Origin of the sequence: Pseudomonas sp. Marseille-Q5115 (assembly GCF_916618905.1) — a bacterium.
Taxonomy (GTDB): Bacteria; Pseudomonadota; Gammaproteobacteria; order Pseudomonadales; family Pseudomonadaceae; genus Aquipseudomonas; species Aquipseudomonas japonica_A.
This window is the reverse complement of the sequence record NZ_CAKAKI010000001.1, coordinates 3,625,577-3,645,388: the sequence shown is the minus strand read 5'-3', so window position 1 is coordinate 3,645,388 and position 19,812 is coordinate 3,625,577. Positions and strand designations below refer to the sequence as shown.

21 protein-coding genes are annotated in these 19,812 nt (G+C 61.5%); 5 read left to right on the top strand and 16 right to left on the bottom strand.

Going from position 1 to position 19,812, the window contains the following annotated elements; genetic code table 11:
• Positions 1 to 4 precede the first annotated feature (4 nt).
• From LG385_RS16680 to pyk, 7 genes are all read right to left on the bottom strand, one after another.
• Positions 5 to 1,129, bottom strand: coding sequence for a response regulator (locus LG385_RS16680; RefSeq protein ID WP_225775171.1), 1,125 nt, complete (start codon positions 1,127 to 1,129; stop codon positions 5 to 7).
• A complete protein-coding gene (locus LG385_RS16675; RefSeq protein ID WP_225775170.1) occupies positions 1,119 to 2,885 on the bottom strand; it encodes an ATP-binding protein in 1,767 nt (588 codons plus the stop codon). Before LG385_RS16675 ends, LG385_RS16680 begins: the two co-directional genes overlap by 11 nt.
• The gene (locus LG385_RS16670) at positions 2,878 to 3,858 is read right to left on the bottom strand and encodes a SpoIIE family protein phosphatase (RefSeq protein ID WP_225775169.1); all 981 of its coding nucleotides are present in this window, start codon (positions 3,856 to 3,858) and stop codon (positions 2,878 to 2,880) included. Before LG385_RS16670 ends, LG385_RS16675 begins: the two co-directional genes overlap by 8 nt.
• Positions 3,849 to 4,247, bottom strand: coding sequence for an anti-sigma regulatory factor (locus tag LG385_RS16665; protein WP_225775168.1), 399 nt, complete (start codon positions 4,245 to 4,247; stop codon positions 3,849 to 3,851). The genes LG385_RS16670 and LG385_RS16665 overlap by 10 nt, the downstream gene beginning before the upstream one ends.
• Positions 4,207 to 4,629, bottom strand: a complete 423-nt coding sequence (locus LG385_RS16660) for an STAS domain-containing protein (RefSeq protein ID WP_225775167.1) — start codon at positions 4,627 to 4,629, stop codon at positions 4,207 to 4,209. Before LG385_RS16660 ends, LG385_RS16665 begins: the two co-directional genes overlap by 41 nt.
• 10 nt (positions 4,630 to 4,639) lie before the next feature.
• The gene (locus LG385_RS16655) at positions 4,640 to 5,467 is read right to left on the bottom strand and encodes an STAS domain-containing protein (protein ID WP_225775166.1); all 828 of its coding nucleotides are present in this window, start codon (positions 5,465 to 5,467) and stop codon (positions 4,640 to 4,642) included.
• A gap of 122 nt (positions 5,468 to 5,589) precedes the next feature.
• Entirely contained in the window at positions 5,590 to 7,041 is a 1,452-nt protein-coding gene (gene pyk, locus LG385_RS16650; protein ID WP_181117153.1) for a pyruvate kinase, read from the bottom strand.
• A 156-nt stretch (positions 7,042 to 7,197) separates the two neighbouring features.
• On the opposite strand from pyk, the gene LG385_RS16645 reads away from it, so the two are divergent.
• Positions 7,198 to 7,572, top strand: a complete 375-nt coding sequence (locus LG385_RS16645) for a tetratricopeptide repeat protein (protein WP_181117154.1) — start codon at positions 7,198 to 7,200, stop codon at positions 7,570 to 7,572.
• Positions 7,573 to 7,706: 134 nt separating this feature from the next.
• Positions 7,707 to 8,066: a PilZ domain-containing protein gene (locus LG385_RS16640; protein ID WP_181117155.1), complete on the top strand. Its 360-nt coding sequence runs from the start codon at positions 7,707 to 7,709 to the stop codon at positions 8,064 to 8,066.
• On the opposite strand, the gene LG385_RS16635 is transcribed toward LG385_RS16640, so the two are convergent.
• Genes LG385_RS16635 through LG385_RS16620 form a run of 4 tightly spaced genes read right to left on the bottom strand, consistent with a single transcriptional unit; the run spans position 8,035 to position 11,613 of the window.
• Positions 8,035 to 9,225, bottom strand: coding sequence for a hypothetical protein (locus tag LG385_RS16635; RefSeq protein ID WP_225775165.1), 1,191 nt, complete (start codon positions 9,223 to 9,225; stop codon positions 8,035 to 8,037). The genes LG385_RS16640 and LG385_RS16635 overlap by 32 nt on opposite strands.
• 11 nt (positions 9,226 to 9,236) lie before the next feature.
• Positions 9,237 to 10,217, bottom strand: coding sequence for an AAA family ATPase (locus tag LG385_RS16630; RefSeq protein ID WP_225775164.1), 981 nt, complete (start codon positions 10,215 to 10,217; stop codon positions 9,237 to 9,239).
• On the bottom strand, positions 10,214 to 11,287 hold the full coding sequence (locus LG385_RS16625) for a DUF4350 domain-containing protein (RefSeq protein WP_225775163.1): 1,074 nt from the start codon (positions 11,285 to 11,287) through the stop codon (positions 10,214 to 10,216). Before LG385_RS16625 ends, LG385_RS16630 begins: the two co-directional genes overlap by 4 nt.
• Positions 11,284 to 11,613 carry a DUF4129 domain-containing protein gene (locus LG385_RS16620; protein ID WP_225775162.1) on the bottom strand — a complete coding sequence of 110 codons (330 nt, stop codon included), beginning with the start codon at positions 11,611 to 11,613 and terminating at the stop codon, positions 11,284 to 11,286. Before LG385_RS16620 ends, LG385_RS16625 begins: the two co-directional genes overlap by 4 nt.
• A 442-nt stretch (positions 11,614 to 12,055) precedes the next feature.
• Here LG385_RS16620 and sbcB point away from each other — a divergent pair, with 442 nt between their 5' ends.
• Complete coding sequence (gene sbcB / locus LG385_RS16615; protein WP_225775161.1) at positions 12,056 to 13,486, top strand: exodeoxyribonuclease I; 1,431 nt, start codon at positions 12,056 to 12,058, stop codon at positions 13,484 to 13,486.
• Positions 13,487 to 13,531: 45 nt separating this feature from the next.
• Here the strand turns inward: sbcB and mvaT are convergent, their stop codons facing one another.
• Complete coding sequence (mvaT, locus tag LG385_RS16610) at positions 13,532 to 13,912, bottom strand: histone-like nucleoid-structuring protein MvaT (protein ID WP_181117161.1); 381 nt, start codon at positions 13,910 to 13,912, stop codon at positions 13,532 to 13,534.
• A gap of 260 nt (positions 13,913 to 14,172) precedes the next feature.
• Here mvaT and purU point away from each other — a divergent pair, with 260 nt between their 5' ends.
• Together purU and LG385_RS16600 are read left to right on the top strand one after the other, a co-directional pair.
• Positions 14,173 to 15,024 carry a formyltetrahydrofolate deformylase gene (gene purU, locus LG385_RS16605; protein WP_181117162.1) on the top strand — a complete coding sequence of 284 codons (852 nt, stop codon included), beginning with the start codon at positions 14,173 to 14,175 and terminating at the stop codon, positions 15,022 to 15,024.
• Positions 15,025 to 15,041: 17 nt separating this feature from the next.
• Positions 15,042 to 15,233 (top strand): hypothetical protein, encoded by a 192-nt coding sequence (locus tag LG385_RS16600; RefSeq protein ID WP_225775160.1) that lies wholly within the window; start codon positions 15,042 to 15,044, stop codon positions 15,231 to 15,233.
• On the opposite strand, the gene LG385_RS16595 is transcribed toward LG385_RS16600, so the two are convergent.
• From LG385_RS16595 to LG385_RS16580, 4 genes are all read right to left on the bottom strand, one after another.
• Complete coding sequence (locus LG385_RS16595) at positions 15,211 to 16,206, bottom strand: lysylphosphatidylglycerol synthase transmembrane domain-containing protein (protein ID WP_225775159.1); 996 nt, start codon at positions 16,204 to 16,206, stop codon at positions 15,211 to 15,213. The genes LG385_RS16600 and LG385_RS16595 overlap by 23 nt on opposite strands.
• The gene (locus tag LG385_RS16590) at positions 16,203 to 16,982 is read right to left on the bottom strand and encodes a DUF2334 domain-containing protein (protein ID WP_225775158.1); all 780 of its coding nucleotides are present in this window, start codon (positions 16,980 to 16,982) and stop codon (positions 16,203 to 16,205) included. The genes LG385_RS16595 and LG385_RS16590 overlap by 4 nt, the downstream gene beginning before the upstream one ends.
• Positions 16,975 to 18,069: a glycosyltransferase family 4 protein gene (locus LG385_RS16585; RefSeq protein WP_225776268.1), complete on the bottom strand. Its 1,095-nt coding sequence runs from the start codon at positions 18,067 to 18,069 to the stop codon at positions 16,975 to 16,977. The genes LG385_RS16590 and LG385_RS16585 overlap by 8 nt, the downstream gene beginning before the upstream one ends.
• Positions 18,070 to 18,229: 160 nt before the next feature.
• A complete protein-coding gene (locus LG385_RS16580; RefSeq protein ID WP_225775157.1) occupies positions 18,230 to 19,702 on the bottom strand; it encodes an inorganic phosphate transporter in 1,473 nt (490 codons plus the stop codon).
• Between the last annotated feature and the right edge of the window lie 110 nt (positions 19,703 to 19,812).

Sequence of the window (19,812 nt, the reverse complement as noted above, 5' to 3'; positions counted from 1 at the left end):
GCGTTCACTCGCGGCCGTTGGCACCGTGCAACACAAGCGGAAGCCGCACCGCTACCTGAGCGAAGCCACCGGCGTTATTGAACGCCACGTGCCCACCGCAGCTTTCGCACAGTGCCTTCACAATGGGCAGGCCCAACCCCCAGCCCTTGGTTTCGCTACGGGTGGAGATGAAGTAGGGCGTGGCAAGGTTGGTCAGTACTTCCTCGGGGAAGCTGCCAACGTTGGTAACGCTGAAATAGATATCGCCTCCCTCCAGCCATTGCCGCACATGGATGGGCGCTTCGCTGTCACCGTGCTTGCTGGCGTTGATCACCAGGTTGTCGACTATCCGCAAAAACGCATTGCGGTCCCAGGTCACCACCAGGTCGGTCACGTCCACGTGTGCTTCGATAGGCTGCGCTATCTGCAGGCGCAGGTTCTTGAGGGCGTCTTCGAACAGTGGCCCCACTACCAACGGCTCAGGCGTGAGCTTGATCCCGCCGCCCATGGCCACGTGTGAAATATCCAGTACGTTGCCGATCATGCGATCGATGCGGCGCAGGTTGTCCTCGAGAATTTGCAGCAACTCTTCGGTGCGCCGCGCCGGGTTCTTTTTCATCAGCCCGGTGACCATTGTCGCTGCTGCCAGCGGCGAGCGCAGGTCGTGGCTGAACGAGCGCATGAAGCGCTCGAGCATGATCTTTTCGGATTTAAGGCTTTCGCTACGGGCGACGGCGACCTGGCGGCGCCGTTCCACCCGCTCCAGACGATTGTCCGACTTCACCAGGCTGGCGATGGTCGCGAGCATTTCGTCGGCATTGATAGGGTGGGTGAGGTACGCCCGGGCGCCCTTGTTCAGCCCCATGGCCTTGTCGGAACCGCTGATGAAGGTGGCCGAGATATTGATGATCGCCGGCACATGGTCGCTGCCCAGCTTTTGCTCGGCTTCACGAATGAGCTCGAAGCCGCTCATGTCCGGCAGGTTGATGTCGAGGATCACCAGGTCCACGCTGGCATCCATCAAGGCGAGGCCGTCGGCACCATTGCTGGCCTCGAGCACTTCATAGGTGGCCTCGTTGGAAAGGATCTTGCGCAGCACATACCGATTGGCGTGCATGTCGTCGATGATCAGAATCCGCCTAGTTCGCATCCCGCAAGCTCCCTGACAGTCGCCGCACTTGCCGCAGTACCGACTCTGCGTAGTTCGCCTGGCCTTTTGGCAACACGCCCGCGCATTGGCCAGCCAGCGCCAGGCGTTCGCTGTCGCTGAGCGGCTTGGCCGTGTTGATCAACACACGTGCGTGCATGGCCCAATCCATACTTTCAAGCAGATCCGCACCATAGATGTCAGGTAGCTCAAGGTCGAGGAAGATGATGTCAGGTCGTACGGCATGCAGCTTGTCGATGCTGTCACCGGCGGACGTCGCTTCGATGATCACAGGTTTATAGGGTTCCAGCAGGCGCCGTAGCAGATAACGGTCGCCTTCGTTGTCGTCGATGATCAACACTGTCAGCCCTTCGAGGCTCAGGTTTTCCAGGTCGTCGGCATCTTCCTCATGCAAGCAGCGGGCGATGTCCACGCTGAAGCGGCTGCCCTTGCCAAGGCCACTGCTCACGCGGATCTGCCCACGCAGCAACACGGCCAGGCGCTGTGCCAGCGGCAAGCCAAGGCCATTGCCTTGCACCTGTGTAAGGCCAGGCATGCGGATACGCGCGAACTCTTCGAAGATGCGGCTCAGGTTCTCCTCTGAAATACCCACACCGGTGTCTTCGACCACCATTTCAATGGTTTTTTCGTCTGGCTGGAACACCCGTACGGTGACCGAGCCTTCAGGTGTGTACTTGAACGCGTTGCTGATCAGGTTGCGCATCACCTGGAACAAGCGGTTGCGGTCGGTTTCCAGCATCACCGGGTGATCTGGAGAGATCACTTCCCAGCTCAGGCGGGGATAACGCAACGCTAGCGCTGCAGTGAACTGACGCAGCTGCTCCACGAACGATTCGAGCGAGAACGCCGAGGCTACCACTTCCATTCGCCCGGATTCTGCTTCGGCCAGGTCCAGCAACTCATTGACCATTTCGGCCAGCTCACCGGCGGCCGCGCTGATAAAGCCGACCTGCTTGAGCTGTTCGGCATTGAGCTCGTCATCGCTACCGGTCAGCAACAACTTCGAGATGTTTTCGATGATGTTGATCGGGGTGCGGAACTCGTGGGTCATGTTGGAGAAGAAGCGGGACTTCGACTCGCTCGCGGCGGTAAGTTCATGCGCTGTTTTTTCCAGCTCCGAATACAACGCCACCACGCCTTTGTTGGTGGTTTCCAGCTCCAGGTTGGTGGCTTCCAGCTCGCGCTGTTTGTTCTGCAGCTCGGCCGCTGTCAGGAGCAGGTCCGAGCCTTGCTCCTGTAGCGCCACGAAGGGGTCGGCCACACCGGCATTTGCCAGGTCACGCTGCAAGGTTTCGATCTGGCGGTCGTCCGGGAATGGGCGCGGTGGATGCACAGCCTTGCCGCCACGAATGCGGGTGCCCCCAGGGCTGGTCTGGATATCCCAGTGCTCCAGTAGCCGCTGTGCGCCCCGCAGGCCTACGCCCATGCCCGTAGGGGAGACGTAGCTACCGTCCAGGATACGGTTGAGCTCTGCAATGCCAGGGCCCTGGTCAACGGCATCGAAGATGATGCTCACTACGCTGCCGCGGGCATCCCGCCCCAGGTAAAAGTGAAACGCGCCGCTACGGGCATATTGGTAGATATTGCGGGCGATCTCGGACACCGCGGTGGCCAGGCGAATCTGGTCCAGCGCGGGCAGGCCCAACCACTGGGCGATCTGCTTGGCGCACTGCCGGCAGGTCACCACATCGGTTTCTGCCTGTATCAGCAAGCTGCTCAGCCGTCGGAGCTCAGTCAATTCGAGCCACCACCACTGTGGCGTCGTCGTTCTGACGACTGAAGTCGCGGCTCAGCAGCCCGGCGATGGTCTCGGGGTGGCGCATGTGCAACCCCGGATAGCGATCGGTATCGAGGCGAGTCTTGATGCCATCACTGGATAGAATAAGCACGGTGCCTGGGTCCCATGGATACGAGAAGGTAGTTGTTCGACCTATCCGGTAGCCAACGGTGCCGTTGCTGGAAACCATGCTGCGGTTTTTTTCCGCAAGCAGCAGCCCGGCGATGTTGCCCATGCCGCAATACAGCACCTGCCTGGCTTGCGGCTTGACCTCGGCGATGCCGACGGCACCGCCACGGGTAGACATGAGCGCCCGGTGCAGTTGCTCCATCAGCTGCTCCAGCGGCACCTTGGGGTCGTGCGCCATGAATACTTCCCGCGCCCGTGCGCTGGCGGCGTTGGCGGCGTGGCCATGGCCCAGCCCATCACACACCATCACCCGGTTGCCCAGCACGGCCCAGCCATCGCCGGCTACGGTTTCTCCGGGATAAGGTATGCATACCGCACCATGGCTCAATCCCGGCTCGACCGGCCCAAGGCGGAAGCTGGCATACACCACGGTGCCTTGGCCGGGTTGGCTGAAGATATCGAAATGGTCAGCCAGCCGCCGAACCGATCCCAGGCCGACCCCCATCGTACCAATGGAGGAATAATGGTCGGCCAGGCATTGGCTTACGTTGGCCATGCCCGGGCCGTTGTCTACCGCAAGCAGGTGAAAGCCATCCGGGCCCTGACGGTAGATCAATTGCCCATCGCCGCCATGAAGCACCAGGTTGCGGCCAAGCTCTTGCACTACAATCGTGAGCTTGCCCAGCAGCGCCTCGTCGGTACTCAGCTGGCCGGCCTGGCGCACGATCGCGCGGCGGGCCGCGTCCACATGCGCCAGGTCGCCTACGGTGAGCACCAGGCTGCAGGCCTGGCTGTCTACTTCCATTTCCACAATTCCACGGTTGTTCCTTCGCCAGGTGCGGTGTTAATGCTGAAGTGATCCACCAGCCGCCGCGCGCCGCTCAGCCCCAGGCCCAGGCCACCGCCAGACGTGTAACCGTCCACCATGGCCTGGTCCAGGTCGGCGATACCCTGGCCCTGATCGGCAACCACCAGCCGCACGGCCGCGCGGCCGTCACGCTGGGTGCGTTCGAGTTGGCATTCGCCACCGCCTCCGTAGATCAGCGCATTACGCGCGATTTCGCTGGCGGCAGTCACGATCTTCGTCTGCGATACCAGGCCAAGCCGTGCTTCTTCGGCGGCCTTGCGAACCCGTTGGCGGATAATGACGATGTCAGTTTCCTGTTTCAGCGGGAGTGTCTCTGTGTTCGTCACTCTCGACCTCGGCGACCAGATCATCGTTCACGTTCTTTTCCAGCCAATGCATGCCTTTTTCGACATTGAGCGCAGTGGCAATCCCAGACAACGACAGCCCGAGCTCTACCAGGGTAATCGCTACCGCCGGCTGCATGCCGACGACGATGACCTTGGCATCGAGTATTCTCGAGACGTTGGCGATGTGGGAAAGCATGCGGCCAATGAACGAATCGACGATCTCCAGTGAGGAGATATCGATAAGGACGCCTTTGGCGCTGTGTCGAACGATTTGTTCGGTCAGGTCCTCTTGAAGGTCCATGGCCAGTTGGTCATGCATGTCTACCTGGATGCTCAGCAGCAGGTAGCGGCCCATCTTGAGAATCGGAATCTTGTCGACCATAACGCGAACCTCAGCGTGGATTGGCGCTGACGAGGCGAACGTTCAGCTCCTTGAGGGCCAGTTGGAAGGCATCCGACAGCGAGGCCTTGGTGACCACGTCGCCCAGTTCCACGCCAAGGTGCACGATAGTAGCGGCAATCTGCGGGCGAATACCGCTGATGATGCAACGGGCGCCCATCAGCTTGGCCGCCGTGATGGTCTTGAGCAGGTGCTGCGCGACCATGGTGTCTACGGTAGGCACGCCGGTGATGTCGATGATGGCAATGTCGGACTCGGTTTCCACGATCTTCTGCAGCAGTGCTTCCATCACCACCTGGGTGCGGTTGCTGTCCAGCGAGCCGATCAGAGGTACCGCCAGCACGCCGGCCCACAACTGAACCACCGGGGTGGACAGTTCCAGCATGCTTTCCTGCTGCTCGCGGATCACCGCTTCACGGCCAGACAGGAAACGGTCCATGCTGTAGAGGCCAAGCTTGTCGATCAGCCGGCTCACGGTCAGCAGCTCGTTGCCCGCAGCGCTCAGCAAGGCAAACACTGGTTCCTTGAGAGAGAGAATAAAGGTTGCGGTTTCTGTCGGGGTGAAGCCTTGGCGGCTTTGGGCCTGGGACAGGCGCTCGAGCAGGGACTTGACCGGTGCCCAGCCGGGTTGGTTGATGTCGTCACCGCTCTCGGCAATTGCGCGTATGAACGCCTTGAGCAGGTCCCGGGAGTTGTCGACCATGGTGCGGTCGTCGATAAGATCCGAGCGGATCCCTGCCTGGCGCTGAATCTCGATCCACTGCTCGAGGATAGCGCTTTCGTTCTGTTTGAAGATTTCAGCAAGCGCAGCGACGGTCATTAAAGCCTTCCTGTGGGGGTTCGTCTGAAAAACGAGCCACAGTAACAAGAAGGCTGCACAAACAGAAGCGCAAGCACCGGGCTGCGGGGCCCTTCCTGAGGGAAGAGCCCATTTGCACAGGCTTAAACCAACTGATCCCCTACATGCAGGATCTTCATGCCGTTGGTGCCACCGATGGTGTGGTAGCTGTCGCCCTTGGTCAGGATCACCCAGTCGCCTTGCTCCACCAGGCCGCGCTTGAGCAGCTCGTCTACCGCCGCCTGGCTGACCTTGCCCACTTCATAGGCAGAGGGGTCGAACGGCACGGTGTATACGCCGCGCATCATTGCCACGCGCGCTTGGGTTGCGCGGTGAGGCGAGAACGCGAAAATCGGCACCGAAGAGCGGATGCGGGACATGATCAACGGGGTATAGCCGCTCTCAGTCAGCGCAATGATCGCTTTCACGCCAGGGAAGTGGTTGGCGGTGTACATGGCCGCCAGCGCGATGCTTTCGTCGCAGCGGGAGAACTGCGTATACAGACGGTGGCTGGACTTCTTGCTGGTGGGGTGTTTTTCCGCACCAAGGCAGATCCGCGCCATGGCCTGCACCGCTTCGATCGGGTAGGCCCCCGCCGCGCTTTCAGCCGAAAGCATCACCGCATCGGTGTAGTCCAGCACGGCGTTGGCCACGTCGGATACTTCGGCACGGGTAGGCATGGGGTTCTGGATCATCGACTCCATCATCTGGGTCGCCACGATCACCGCTTTATTGTTGCGGCGAGCGTGCTGGATGATCTTCTTCTGGATGGCTACCAGTTCGGCGTCGCCGATTTCCACGCCCAGGTCACCGCGTGCCACCATTACCGCGTCGCTGGCGCGAATCAGCCCGTCGAGGCTTTCATCGTTGGCAACGGCTTCGGCGCGCTCGATCTTGGCCACCAGCCAGGCGGTGCCGCCTGCGGCGTCGCGCAGTTCCCGCGCGTATTCCATGTCCGCGGCGTCGCGGGGGAAGGATACGGCGAGGTAATCCAGGTCCATTTCCGCTGCGAGCTTGATGTCAGCCTTGTCTTTCTCGGTGAGAGCGGGCGCGGTCAGGCCACCGCCGCGGCGGTTGATACCCTTGTGGTCGGACAAGGGGCCACCGATCAGTACCACGCAATGAAGCGCGTCGGCGTCCGCACGCTCGACCCGCATGACCACGCGACCGTCGTCGAGCAACAGTTCGTCACCTACGCCGCAATCCTTGACCAGGTCCGGGTAGTCGATGCCTACCACCTGCTGGTTGCCTTCGGTAAGAGGGTGCGTGGTGGAGAAGGTGAACGGGTCGCCAACCTTGAGCTCGATACGCTTGTTGGCGAACTTGGCAATGCGGATTTTCGGGCCCTGAAGGTCGCCCAGCAAGGCAACGTGGCGGCCGTGGCGGGCAGCGATATCGCGGATCAGGCGAGCGCGAGCCTTGTGCTCGTCCGGGGTGCCATGGGAGAAGTTGAGGCGAGCGACATCGAGCCCGGCGAGAATCAGTTGCTCCAGTACCTCTGGCGAATTACTGGCTGGGCCGAGGGTGGCGACGATTTTTGTACGGCGTACGGTCATGCACTGGCTCCTTTATTGACGCGCGGTAAGAGGCTACTCCTCAAAGCCGCTGTAGTCATCGACGGTTTGCACTACCTGAGCGGGTGCGAGGGGCGCACGCAGGGTTGAAGTATTCTGGCCGGTGGCCGATACACTTCAGGTGTAAAGGAGATCTTCATGCGAACCCTCATTGTGTTGACGGTGCTGGCCGCTCTGGCCGGATGTACCCGCTGGTCGATGGATCAGCATTTGAATAGCGCTTACAGAGCGTATGACGACGGCGACTGTCAGAAGGTCATGCTGGAGTTGTCGCAAGTAGACAGAAAGAGCCGCGCTCGCCCTTATATAAGGCCAGAAAGCGCCATGTTGCGCGGGCAATGCCTGGAGCGGCAGAACCTCTACCCGGACGCCGCCCAGACGTACCAGTTCATCATTTATCAGTACCCGGGCAGCGAGTACGCCTACCGGGCGAAGGCGCGCTTGCAGACACTTGAGCAACTGGGGCGATTCCCGACGGAAGGCGCGGCGGTGACGCATCCGGTGGGCAACTAAGCGCGGGTTTGGGAGGCAAAGTTACTGGCAGAGTGCTAGCCTGCTGGTAGCTTCTTGCCAAGCTTGGGATCGGAAGGCACTTTAAGCGCTGTGTGCCGGTCCGAATGATACGGCTACGAAACAGTGAATACGCCATGTATATCGAACGACGCATAGAGCGGCACCAGTTGCCGTACTACCTCAAGGTGTATAACCGCTATACCGACCGCCCGATCGGTTACCTGGGGAACGTCTCTGAAGCCGGGTTGATGCTGATCAGTACCGTGCCGTTACTGGTTGGCCCTGACTTTGAGCTTCAGCTGAAGGTCCCTGCGCATGATGGCGAGATTCAGTTGATCAACCTCACCGGCAGCTGCCTGTGGTGCCAGGAAGACGCGACGCCCGGCTTTTATGATTCAGGGTTCATGCTGCTTCAGGTGCCTGTGGAGTACGAACAACTGGTGGGCGCCCTGCGCCGTTACTTCAGTTTCCTCCCCCTGAGCGCCTCGGCCTGAGGCGCTCCGTTTCACTCAAGCGCGTATAGCAGGCCAATAGTGCCTCGGGGAGTTGCGTGCCAGGCGCCACCAGGGTCTGGGCCCCGATTGCTTCCAGCGCCAGGCAAACACGTTCCCGTCCAGCAAGTACCTGCATGGCCATACAGTAGGCGTGGGCCGATGCGTTATCGTGCACAGCTGATCGCGCCTGCTGATGCATGGAGCGCTCGACGCTATCCACCACGATCAGGCGGTGGGCAGCGGCTACCGCGGCCAGCGAGGTGATCACCTGACCGGGTTCATGGAGCAGGCGAGTGAGCAGCACCACAACAGCGGGGCGAGACGTGTGTCCCAGCACGCTGGTGGCACTGGCTGCCCAATCGGTGGGCTGAATGCTCAGCGGTGGATCTTCCAGGATTTGGTACAGCGCCTGCAGTTGGCCGTCCCCCATGCCCGGGCTCAGGTACTCCCGACCCTGCCCACCTGCCAGGTGCAACGCAACCCGTTGGCCCTGTGCCATGGCATGGCAGGCGAGCGCAAGGGCGGCGTCAATGGCGTGATCCAGAAGCCGCTCGCCATTGCGGGTGCTTGCCATCAGTGGCCCGGTGTCGATCCACAATACCAAATCCGCTGAGAGCGCTGGCCCGGCAACGCTGTAGTGGTGGCAGAGGGATTCGAGTGCACAAAGGGCTGGCCCCACGCGGCTGCGCTGGGGCAACGAATGCAAGTGCCGAGCCTCCCATAGCCCAAACGGCCCACTGACATGGAGCTCGCAGGCATCTACCCCGAAGGCGCCCCGGCTTATGGGGCGTAGCCCATAGGCAAACCGGGCGCGGTGCCTGGCAGGAATAGTCAGCAGTCGGGGAAGGCCTGACAAGCGGGCGCTGCGCTCCGTCTCAAGCGGTTCGCTGTAGCGAACCCGCAAGGGGCGGGCGTGGGGGTTTTGCAGCGTGACCCATATCAGTTGCTCCTTGCCAACGGCGAGCCTGCCTGGCAGTTCCCGTTCAAGCACTTGTGGCGGACGCCGCAATGCCCAGCCGATATCGATCGCACTCAGCGCAACCGCTGCGGCACAGGCAACGGCAAGCAGCGCGCCGTTGAGCCCGGTGCCTTCGGTAGCCAGGGCCAGCCCGAGCAACATGGCGGCCAGGATGCACACGCGATAGCGTGGGCGGAGCATGCGCCTATGCCTCATGGGCGGGGAGCGCCCACCTGATCCAGCTGCTCGGCCAGCGCCTGCTCCAGCGCAATACCCTCTACGCGCTGGGTGACGGCCAATCGAACACGGTGGCGCAGCACCGCGGGCGCGCACGCCTTGATGTCCTCTGGGAGCGCGTGGTCGCGGCCTTGCAGTAAAGCGCGGGCCTGGGCACAGCGCACCAAGGCAATGGCAGCGCGTGGCCCGGCTCCGGTACTCAGGCGTGGCCCGTAGCGCGTCGCTCGCACCAGCCGTACCGCGTAGTCGACCAGTCGCTCATCCACTCGAACCTCAGCTCGGCTGGCACGCAGCCTGACCACCTGGGCGAAGGTGTGCAGGCGCTGTGGCGCTGCAATGGCCAGCATGTCTTCGAAAGGCGAAAGGCTGACCTCGCGGACCATGCGGGTTTCGTCTTCCACCCCTGGAAAGCCCACCGGTACCGCCAGCATGAAACGATCGAGCAAGGACTCGCTCAATGGTGCTACTCCGGCACTGTCCAACGGATGACGACAGCCAATGAGCAGGAAAGGGGCGACCTGGCTGGCGGGGAGTTCCACTGTGTCTTCCGCCGCTGCCCGCAGGGCTTGGCCAAGTACCGCCTGGGTGTCCAGGTTGGCCTGCTCCAGCCCGTGAACCAGCAGCACCTGCCCGGTTGCGCTGGCCTCGCCGCTGTTGCTCGTCTGCGGATGCAGCGCCGCTACAGCCGGTGCGGGCAGGCAGGGTACTTCGCTGAACGCGGCGCCAAAGGAAGCGGCCAGCGCACGCGCGGCGGTCCGCTTTCCGCACCCGGGCGGACCTTCCAGCAGTACATGGCCCCCCGCAAGCAACGCAATCAGCAGCGCTTCGATAACCGCCGGCTGGCCGACCAGCGCCGTGTTGAGTTCGTTCGCCCAGGCGGCGAGCGATGCACCGCTTGCGGGCACGGTATCCGGGCTGCCTGTATCGGACGATGGGGCGCTGAGGTTGTCGGTCATAGGGCATTCCTGATGGTTTGAAGCTGCGCCACCTGCTGCTCGAAGGACAAGGCCGTGCGAGCCTTTCCCGCCGGTGGTCGCATGGCCTCGGCAATGTGCGCGGTAGAGGTTACGGTGAGTTTGGCCAGCAGGTGCCACTGCTCGGTGACCGGCCAGTGAGCGAAGCCGGGGTAGCGGTGGCTGGCCCGCCAGTGGATGTCCTCCCGCAGGCTGCGAAGCAGTGCCTGCTCCGTGGGATGCCCCGCACGCAAGCGCCTTGTGCGGGTGGCCCGGGGCCTTGGCTTGAGCAACGCCCATTGGGCGGCGGTGGCCCACGCCAGAAGTACGCACACCAATACCGCACTGGCAAGTGTAGCGGGGTAGGTGGCGAGCTGTTGAAGCACGCTTGCGCGAGGGGTAGCCTCCCGGTACTGCATCACTACATGGCGGCCTTGATTGAGGTACCACAGCAACCAGCCGTTATCGAACTGGCCGATGGCACGATTGCGCCACAGCGCGGTGTCGCTCACCACCGTAAGGGTTCCAGCGCCCAGGGTAAGTTGCAGCATGTGGGTGCCCTGCGGGCTGTTGGCCCAGGATTGGGCAAGGTCGTCCGCGTCCTCCAGGTGCCGGCCCGGAGCGAAGCCCATCAGCAGCGGCGCCTGCTCGCTTTCCAGATACATCGCGGTGAGGGTGGTGCGCGCGGATACCGGCGCGCCGCCAGCGCTCGCATAGGCATCGAGCAAGCGGATATTGAGCGGGTCCAGCAGCGGGTCCGCTGCGCCACGGCCTGGCGCCCAATACCCTTGCACTGTCACCAGCAAGCGCCCCCCGGCATACACCCATGCCATCAATGTCTGGGCTTGGCTGGGGCTCATGTATTCACGGTCACCGAGCAACATTACGCTTAAATCCACCGGAGGTACCCGGCTCAGGGGCGCCAGGTCCTGGGTTCGGGTCACTTGCAGCCCTTGCTCGCGCAAAAACCGTTCAGCGGCCAGGTACGGGTCTGCATCGTGGTGCACTCGTAGGGCGGCGAGAAGCAACAGCCCCGTGATGATCAGCAACGCCGCGACGGCTAGCCGCTTCATGCGTTCACATCGGTGGGGAACAGCCGATGCCAGGTGGTGACAAGGCCGGCCCATGCGGCGTCATCGGGTGGCATGCCGGCATAGACAGCGCTCTGCCGCTGCTGGATCAACCGGCGAGTGAAATCTTCGAGTGCACCCAGCCTCAGGCTCGCCACGCGTGCGAGTACCTCCTGCTCTGTCGCGCTGAGCGGGATGTGAAGGTGGTAATCCGTGGCAGCGCGAGCAAGCAGCCCTTGGTACAGAAGGTCCAGCGCCGCCTGTGGAGAGGCTGGCCATTCACGCTCGGCGGTATCGATCACCGGCGTGAGATTCGTTGGCGGCGTCATGGGGCTATACGCAGGGCCTGGCCACACCGGTGCGGCTTTTCTGCGTTTTGCCCGCTCGCTCATGACCAGCGCCAGTGCCGCCAGAAAAGCGACCGCTGCCCCCGCAGCCAATTCGCCCGCGGAGAATAGATGGCCGGTAAAGGCGGGCGCGTTCAAAAGGCGGCCGATGGTGGCCCTTGCGGCCTCTGCACTCAAAGATGGAGCGGATGGCTCGGCATGGCCCGCAAGCGGCAGTAATAGGAGCATTGCCGCAGCCAGGCGAGGAGGGGGAGGGAGTCCGTTCAGCGGCATGGCCGTTCATGGCAAGGGATAGGCACCCGATGCTAGCCATGGCCGTGCGTTCAGGCAACCGGCCTGTGAGTATTGGCACGTAACGGCTTGAAACTGGCTAGCACCCCATCGGGCCCTTAAACTGTAAGCCTTCTCGCTTCAGGAAGCTGCTGTGACTACAAGCCTGTTCTGGTATGACTACGAAACCACCGGTATCGTCCCCAGCCGAGATCGGCCAGTTCAGGTGGCGGGTATTCGTACCGATCTGCAATTGAACGAGATCGACACACCGGTCAATCTTTATTGCCGCCTGGCTGATGACATTCTCCCGCACCCGGCGGCTTGCCTGGTCACGGGCATCGATCCATCACGCTTGCGCGACTGCGGCCTGCCAGAGGCCGAATTCATGGCCAGGGTGCATGCCGAACTGAGCCAGCCCGGCACGTGTGGGGCGGGATACAACACGCTGCGCTTTGACGACGAAGTCACGCGCTACAGCCTTTACCGCAACTTCTACGATCCCTACGCCCGGGAATGGCAAGGAGGCAATAGCCGCTGGGACTTGATCGACCTGGTACGCGCGGCCTATGCATTGCGCCCCGAAGGCATTGAGTGGCCGTATGCCGACGGGCAGGTGTCGCTCAGGCTCGAATTGCTCACCGCCGCCAACGGTATCGACCATGGCCAGGCGCACGACGCGCTGTCGGACGTAAGGGCAACCATTGGCCTGGCCCGGCTGATTCGTGAACGTCAGCCCAAACTTTATGAATGGTTCTTTGCGCTGCGCAGTAAACACAAGGTTATCGAGCAGGTTCAACTGATGCGCCCCATGGTGCATATTTCCGGTCGCTTCGGGGCCGCACGCAATTATCTGGGTATTGTGCTGCCATTGGCCTGGCATCCACGTAATCGCAATGCACTCATCGTTTGCGACCTCAGCCACGAGCCTTGTGTACTGTGGGAAGAAGAGGCACAAATATTGGCCCGCCGGCTGTATACCCGTCGTGATCAACTGCTTGACGGCGAATTACCGGTGCCGTTGAAGTTGATCCATGTTAACCGGTGCCCGGCGATTGCGCCGTTGGGCGTGATCGCCAAAAAAGATCATGAACGGTTGCAGATCGACTTTGGCATTTATGAAACTCGCGTTAAGGGCTTGCGCGAGGCCCAGCATTTATGGTCAAGCAAACTCGAACACATTTATGCCAGCGATGATTTCGCCCCCAATGATGACCCGGAACAGCAGCTGTACGCCGGCTTTATCGGTGAGCGGGACCGGCGGCTCTGTCAGAAAGTTCGAGACAGCCGGCCCGAAGCGCTTGCCCGTGAAACCTGGATGTTCGATGACCCGCGGTTGCCCGAGTTGCTGTTCCGTTATCGTGCGCGTAATTTCCCGCACACCCTCGATGCAGGGGAACGTGCCCTGTGGGAAACATTCTGCCGTGGCCGGCTGAGCGACCCGGCATTCGGCGCACCGCATACCCTTGGCAGCTTCGACCAGGCCATGGCGCAAGCCTTGGCGAACGCATCGGATAGCCAGCGCGTATTGCTGGGGCAGTGGCAACACTACGTGAACGGATTGCGGTTAAAACTACAGCTATAAAAAAACGCCAGCAGTGCTGGCGTTTGGTGAGGCGCTCGACAGGGATTAACCCAGCAGAGTTGCCCAGCTTTCGACTTCGTCACCGCCCCACTTGGCTTTCCACTCTTTCAGAGTTTTGTGGTTGCCGCCTTTGGTTTCGACGATCTCGCCATTGTGCGGGTTTTTGTACTGCTTCACCTTGCGGGCACGCTTGGTGCCGGTGGCTTTAACAGGTGCGCTACGGCCTGGCTTGGAGTTGCGAGCTTCAGGGTCCAGCAGGGCGATAATGTCGCGAAGGGACTTCTGGTATTCGCCCATCAGGTCGCGCAATTTGCCTTCGAATTCCAGCTCGGTTTGCAGGTTCTTGTCTTGGGACAGGCTTTGCAGGCGGGCCTGCAGTTCCTTGATGGTTTCTTCCGTGGTGCGGTATTCGTTGATAAGCGACATGACACTACCTATGAATGGGTTGACGATCCGCGACGATAATAAACACTGAAGTAATTGGAGTAAAGATTAACCTTCGGTGTTTTCAATTAGTGGATAACACTCCTTCGACATTTCTATTTCCGCATGTTTTCGTGATGAGCGGAGCATGGCGTGTGCCAATGCGGTATCAGGAAAACCCGGTTGCGACGTTGTGGATACTGCAGATTCTCGCGGTAGTCGCTAGAATGCGGCTCTTTTCTCGATGTTCTGGAGCTTTACCGATGCGCACTTTCCGGCTGGTGATCGCCTGCCCCGACGGCGTTGGCATTGTTGCCAAGGTCAGCCATTTCCTGGCTTCGCACAATGGCTGGATTACCGAAGCGAGCCACCACTCCGATGAGCAGAGTGGCTGGTTCTTCATGCGCCATGAAATCCGCGCCGATAGCCTTCCTTTTGGCCTGGAAGAGTTCCGCACCGCCTTTGCGCCTATCGCCGAAGCGTTTTCCATGGTGTGGCAGATCACCGACTCGGCTTGCAAGAAGCGCGTGGCGCTGATGGCCAGCCGCGAATCCCATTGCCTTGCCGACCTGTTGCATCGGTGGCACAGCCAGGAGCTCGATTGCGATATCGCCTGTGTGATCTCCAACCATGATGACCTGCGCAGCATGGTCGAATGGCACGGCATTCCTTATTACCATGTTCCGGTCAATCCAGCCGACAAGCAGCCGGCATTTGCCGAAGTTTCGCGCCTGGTAAGCGAGCATGCCGCCGACGTGGTGGTGCTTGCCCGCTATATGCAAATCCTGCCACCGCAACTGTGCAGTGCCTATGCTCAGCGCGTCATCAACATTCACCACAGCTTCCTGCCTTCGTTCGTGGGCGCGAAGCCTTACCATCAGGCTGCCGCGCGCGGCGTGAAGCTGATAGGCGCTACCTGCCATTATGTGACCGAAGAACTGGACGCCGGGCCTATCATCGAACAGGACGTCGTTCGCATCAGCCACAGCCACAGCACCGAAGACATGGTCCGCCTGGGCCGGGACGTAGAGAAAATGGTCCTCGCCCGGGGCCTGCGCTACCATCTGGAAGACCGTGTGCTGGTGCACGGCAACAAGACGGTCGTGTTCGACTGACCTGCCTGGAGGTGAGCATGAGCAACAACCCGTTGGACCGTGCCACCTCCACAGCACCGCCCACGCTTGGCGAGGGATGTACGGCCCGCTACGATCCACAAGCCCTTACACCTGCGCACGGCACGGAATTTCCCGGTGCTCAAGCGTTATGGCAAGTGGTGGTCGGCGACGAGCCCCCTGTTACTGTCAAGCCTGACGAAACGCCATAAGCCGCCGTAGCAGCGGCTTGCCCACCATCAATACGAAAATGGGGGCGCCAGCCAGCAAGTAGAAGTAGTACGTCACTACGCGCCAGATCAGAATGGCCGCAGCCGCCGTAGGCTTCCCGACCATGGGGGCGAGCAGGGCCGCGCTGGTGAGTTCGGCTGCGCCAGCGCCACCTGGCAGGAGGCTGAATTGCCCCGCGCTCAGCGAAAGAATCTGCACCAGAAATGCCCACGCCCAGTCCAGGTCGGAGCCTAACCCGCGCAGCGCGAGCCACAGCACGCTGAACCGCAGCGCCCAGTGTGAGCATGTCAGCAGAAAAGCCAGGGCCAGCGAGCCCTTGGGCATTCCCAACGTATCCTTGAACGCATGCACGAAATGCAGCCAGCGCCTGGCCCAGCGCCAACGGCGCGGCCTGGGCATGCGCAGGCGTTTGAGGATGAAAGCCGTGAGCGACACGAAATATCGCTGATGCCGGGCCACCCCCCAGCACGCGAGAAGCGCCAGCGTCATCAATATCGCACTGCTGCCAAGCAACCATTCCATGCGGCTGTTGAGTTGATGGAACAGCGCGTACAGCAGCACGCCGGCGATGGCCAGGCAGAAAAACAGCAGGTCGCTCAGCTGATCCATGGCGAACACCGCCCCACTGCGCGCCGGCGGTACACCCTGGCGGTCAAGCAGTGCCACCAGCGTAAGGGGGCCGCCGCTGCCGCCGGGAGTCGCGCAAATGGCGAATTCAGTGGCCATCACCATGCCAATGGTGCGAGGCAGGCTCAGCCGTTTGCCTTGTGCCTGAAGCAATACGCGAAGGCGTATGGCGTTAAGGGTCCAGCACAGCCCGATCATCGCGAATAACCCCAGCAGCAATGGCAGCGGGAAACCACGCAAGCGGCCAAGCAACTCACCGCCGCCAAGCGCCCATGGCAGTGCGATTGCAACCGCCAGTGCCAGCGCCAGCCAGCCCAGGCGTTTCATGCGGCCTGGGCCAAGTGGCCTTGCTGCGCCAGCCAGCTGCGCTTGGTCTGCGCGATGCGCCCCTCTTCGAGCAGGCGGCGCAGCGTGTTCAGCCAATACTCGCGTGACTCGGGATATCGCATGTCCACCGGGTGAAGGCCCAGGCGTAGCGACGGCGCAGCCCGCCATTGCTTGAGCTGCCAGTCGCTCACTACGCGGGAAAGGCTGCGCCGCCAGGCACTGCCGGCGCTCCATACCAGGCCCGGCGCCGGGATTTTTTCGAAGCTGGGCAGCCGGTAGAAGTGCTGTGGGTCGCTGGTATAAGAGAGCGGGAGCTGCCGAAGGGCCCTGCGGGTGCCTTCGCTCATCAGCCAGGCCGGTGCCACAAAGCCTTCGAATGGCCATCGCTGACGTTGGAACACCTCGATGCCCTTGCCGATGCGTTCCAGTGCCTGCTGCTCGGCCAACGTGTAAAACTCCCCCTCCCAGGTGTATACGCGCCGCATGAACCACTGCCTGGGCGTCCGTGGCGGCGGCGCATCGTCGGCATGGAAGTAGCCATGCAGCGCCAGTTCATCCCCTTTGCTCAGGCGGTGCTCCAGCACGCGGCAGAATTCGGGGTGTTGGTCGAGGCGGTTGCGATGATGGAAGTCGGGTACCACCAGGTGGGTCATGGTCACGCCACCGAGGGCATCCACAGCGTCCACGAAGGGTTGGTAGTCCGGCCAGGTTTGCGGTGCAACATCGTGCAGTACCAGCAATACACTGCGTTCCCCGGTGTTCGCAATATCACCCATGAGCCACCACCGGCATGCCATAGCTGGTCTGTACCGCGCGGTAATGGCCCAGCAGGCCACTGACCACGGCATCCCAGGCAAACTCTCGCTCGGTGTAGGCACGGGCGCGCTTCCCCCAGGCGGCCGGGTCGCCCTTGAACAATTGCCGCACGCATTCGCCCATGGCGCCTGGATCGTTGGGCGGGCATCGCAGCCCGCCTTCGTCGGTGATCAATTCCTTGAACGCACCGGCATCGACCGCTACCACGGGAATGCCGCTGGCCATGGCTTCGATGATCACTAACCCGAAGGTTTCCTGGTTACCGGCATGCAGCAGGGCGTCGGCGCTGGCCATCAGGCGAGCCACTTCGGGGATGGGGCAGAAGTGGTTGATGACCGACACGTTCTCGGGAACATTCGCTGGCATATTCGAGCCTACTAACAGCAAGTGGTAACCGGCGCCCAGATACTTCATGCATTCAAGCAATACAGGAATGTTCTTTTCTTTCGAACCGCGCCCGGCAAAGATCAGCAAACGGGTGTCTTCGGCAATACCCAGCTGCTTGCGTAAATCAGGGTCCCGGCGCGCGGGATTGAATGTCTCCAGGTCTACACCCAAACGCTGTACATGAACGTCGCGAATGCCCAGGCGGCGCAGTTTATCGGCCATCACCTTGCTGGGGGCCAGCACTCGGTCAAAGTTGCCATACAACTTGCTGACGTAAGCCTCCACATTCGGGGTGAACCAGTTGCCCATACGGTTGCTTACCAGCAGGGGCAAGTCGGAGTGATAAAAACCTATCACCGGAACATCCAGCTGGCGGCGGGCATCGAGCGCTGCCCACGCAGTGAGATAGGGATCGCCGACCTCAATAACGTCGGGTTGCAGGTCTTTGAGCACATTTCTCCACGGGGCCTGACGCAGTGGAAACCGGTAGCCGTTGCCAAAAGGAAGGGCAGGCGCCGGCACCCGGTATACACCGTTCTCCTCGCTCAGGCTGGGGCCGGGGATCAACAGGCTGTGACGGATGCCGGTTTTACCGGTCAGGTGACGGTGTTTGGCATCAAGGTAAGTTCTCACCCCTCCACTCGCTGGGGCATAGAACATGGTGATGTCAGCAATGTGCACGATCAGCTTTCCTTCGGGCCGTGGTCCTAGCATGGACCTTCGTGAACATTAGATGTTCGATCCCGGCGCTTCGTTTAGTGCTGGCGTGACATGGGAGGGAAGGGAGGGAGGCCGCCCCGGCAGGAGCGGCCTCGATGCATCAGGCGATGAGCTTGGAAGCCAGCCAGAACAGGCCAGCGGCCAGGGCCATGGATACAGGCAGGGTGAGCACCCAGGCCAGCAGGATATTTTTGACGGTGCTGCCCTGCAGGCCGCTACGGTTGGCGACCATGGTGCCCGCAACCCCCGACGACAACACGTGCGTAGTGGAGACCGGCAGGCTGAACACGTTGGCCAGGCCGATGGCGAAGGCGGCGGTGATTTGCGCGGACATACCCTGTGCGTAGGTCATGCCTTGCTTGCCGATCTTCTCGCCAATGGTCAGCACCACGCGCTTCCAGCCCACCATGGTGCCCACGCCCAGCGCCAGCGCCACCGCGAAGATCACCCAGAAGGGTGCGTACTCGGTGGTGCTGGTAAGGTCCTTGCGCAGTTTTTCCAGGTCGGCTTTTTCACGTGCATCCAGGCCGGGCAGCTTGCTTACCTTGCGCGCGGTGTCGTCCAGGCAAAGCAGGAAGCGGCGGGTTTCGATACGCTTGTCGGCAGGCAGGGTGTGGTAGTCGGAGACCCCACGCAGGTTTTCCTGCAGCGCATTGATGGTAGGTTCGGTCTGCTGCGGGTTGCATTCGAACTGTTCCGGCAGGTCCCCTTCGCTCGACTTGCCCAGGGCCAGGTACTCGCCGAGGCTGGCGCTGTTGCGCTGGTAGAACTGCGCCAGGTGCAGGGTGGCGTCGCGAGTGCGTTCGATCTCGTAGGTGCTGCTGGTGAGGTTGAGCACGAACTGGCTGGGAACGATGCCGATCAGTACCAGCATGATCAGGCCGATGCCCTTCTGGCCATCGTTGGAGCCGTGGACGAAGCTCACACCCAGGGCGGAAAGCACCAGCACCAGGCGGTTCCAGAAAGGGGGATGCTTTTTGTCATCCAGGCGACGGCGCTGTTCGGGCGTTTTATGCATCTTGGACAGGGGGCGCCAGCGCTTGAGCGCGATCAGCATCAGCCCGGCCACACAAAAGCCTGCCATGGGCGACACGACCAGCGAGGCGCCAATGTCGATCGCTTTCTGCCAGTTCACACCTTCACCCAGCGGGATGTCGTTGATCAGGGCGTTGGCCAGGCCTACCCCGAGGATCGAGCCGATCAGCGTGTGAGAGCTGGACGCCGGAATGCCGAAATACCAGGTACCCAGGTTCCAGGCGATGGCGGCGGCCAGCAGCGAGAACACCATCACCAGGCCGTGGCCGGTATTGACGTTGATCAACAGCTCGACCGGGAGCAGGTGAACGATGGCATAGGCCACGCCCACGCCACCGAGCAACACACCCAGGAAATTGAAGAAGCCGGAAAGCAGGACGGCCAGATGCGGCGGCATTGCCTTGGTGTAGATGACGGTCGCCACCGCGTTTGCGGTGTCATGAAAGCCATTGATGAACTCAAAGGCGAGGACGAAGGCCAAAGCCACGAACAGGCTTATAAGGACCCAGGCGTCCAGTCCGCTGAATAGATCGATCATGAAGATTTTGTGACCAGCCGTTAAGGGGGCGGGATTATGACAGAAAATCCCGAAAGTCGATGCCCCGCCTGCTGATCGGCTTGCGCAACAGGCTTGCCACAGGCGCCACG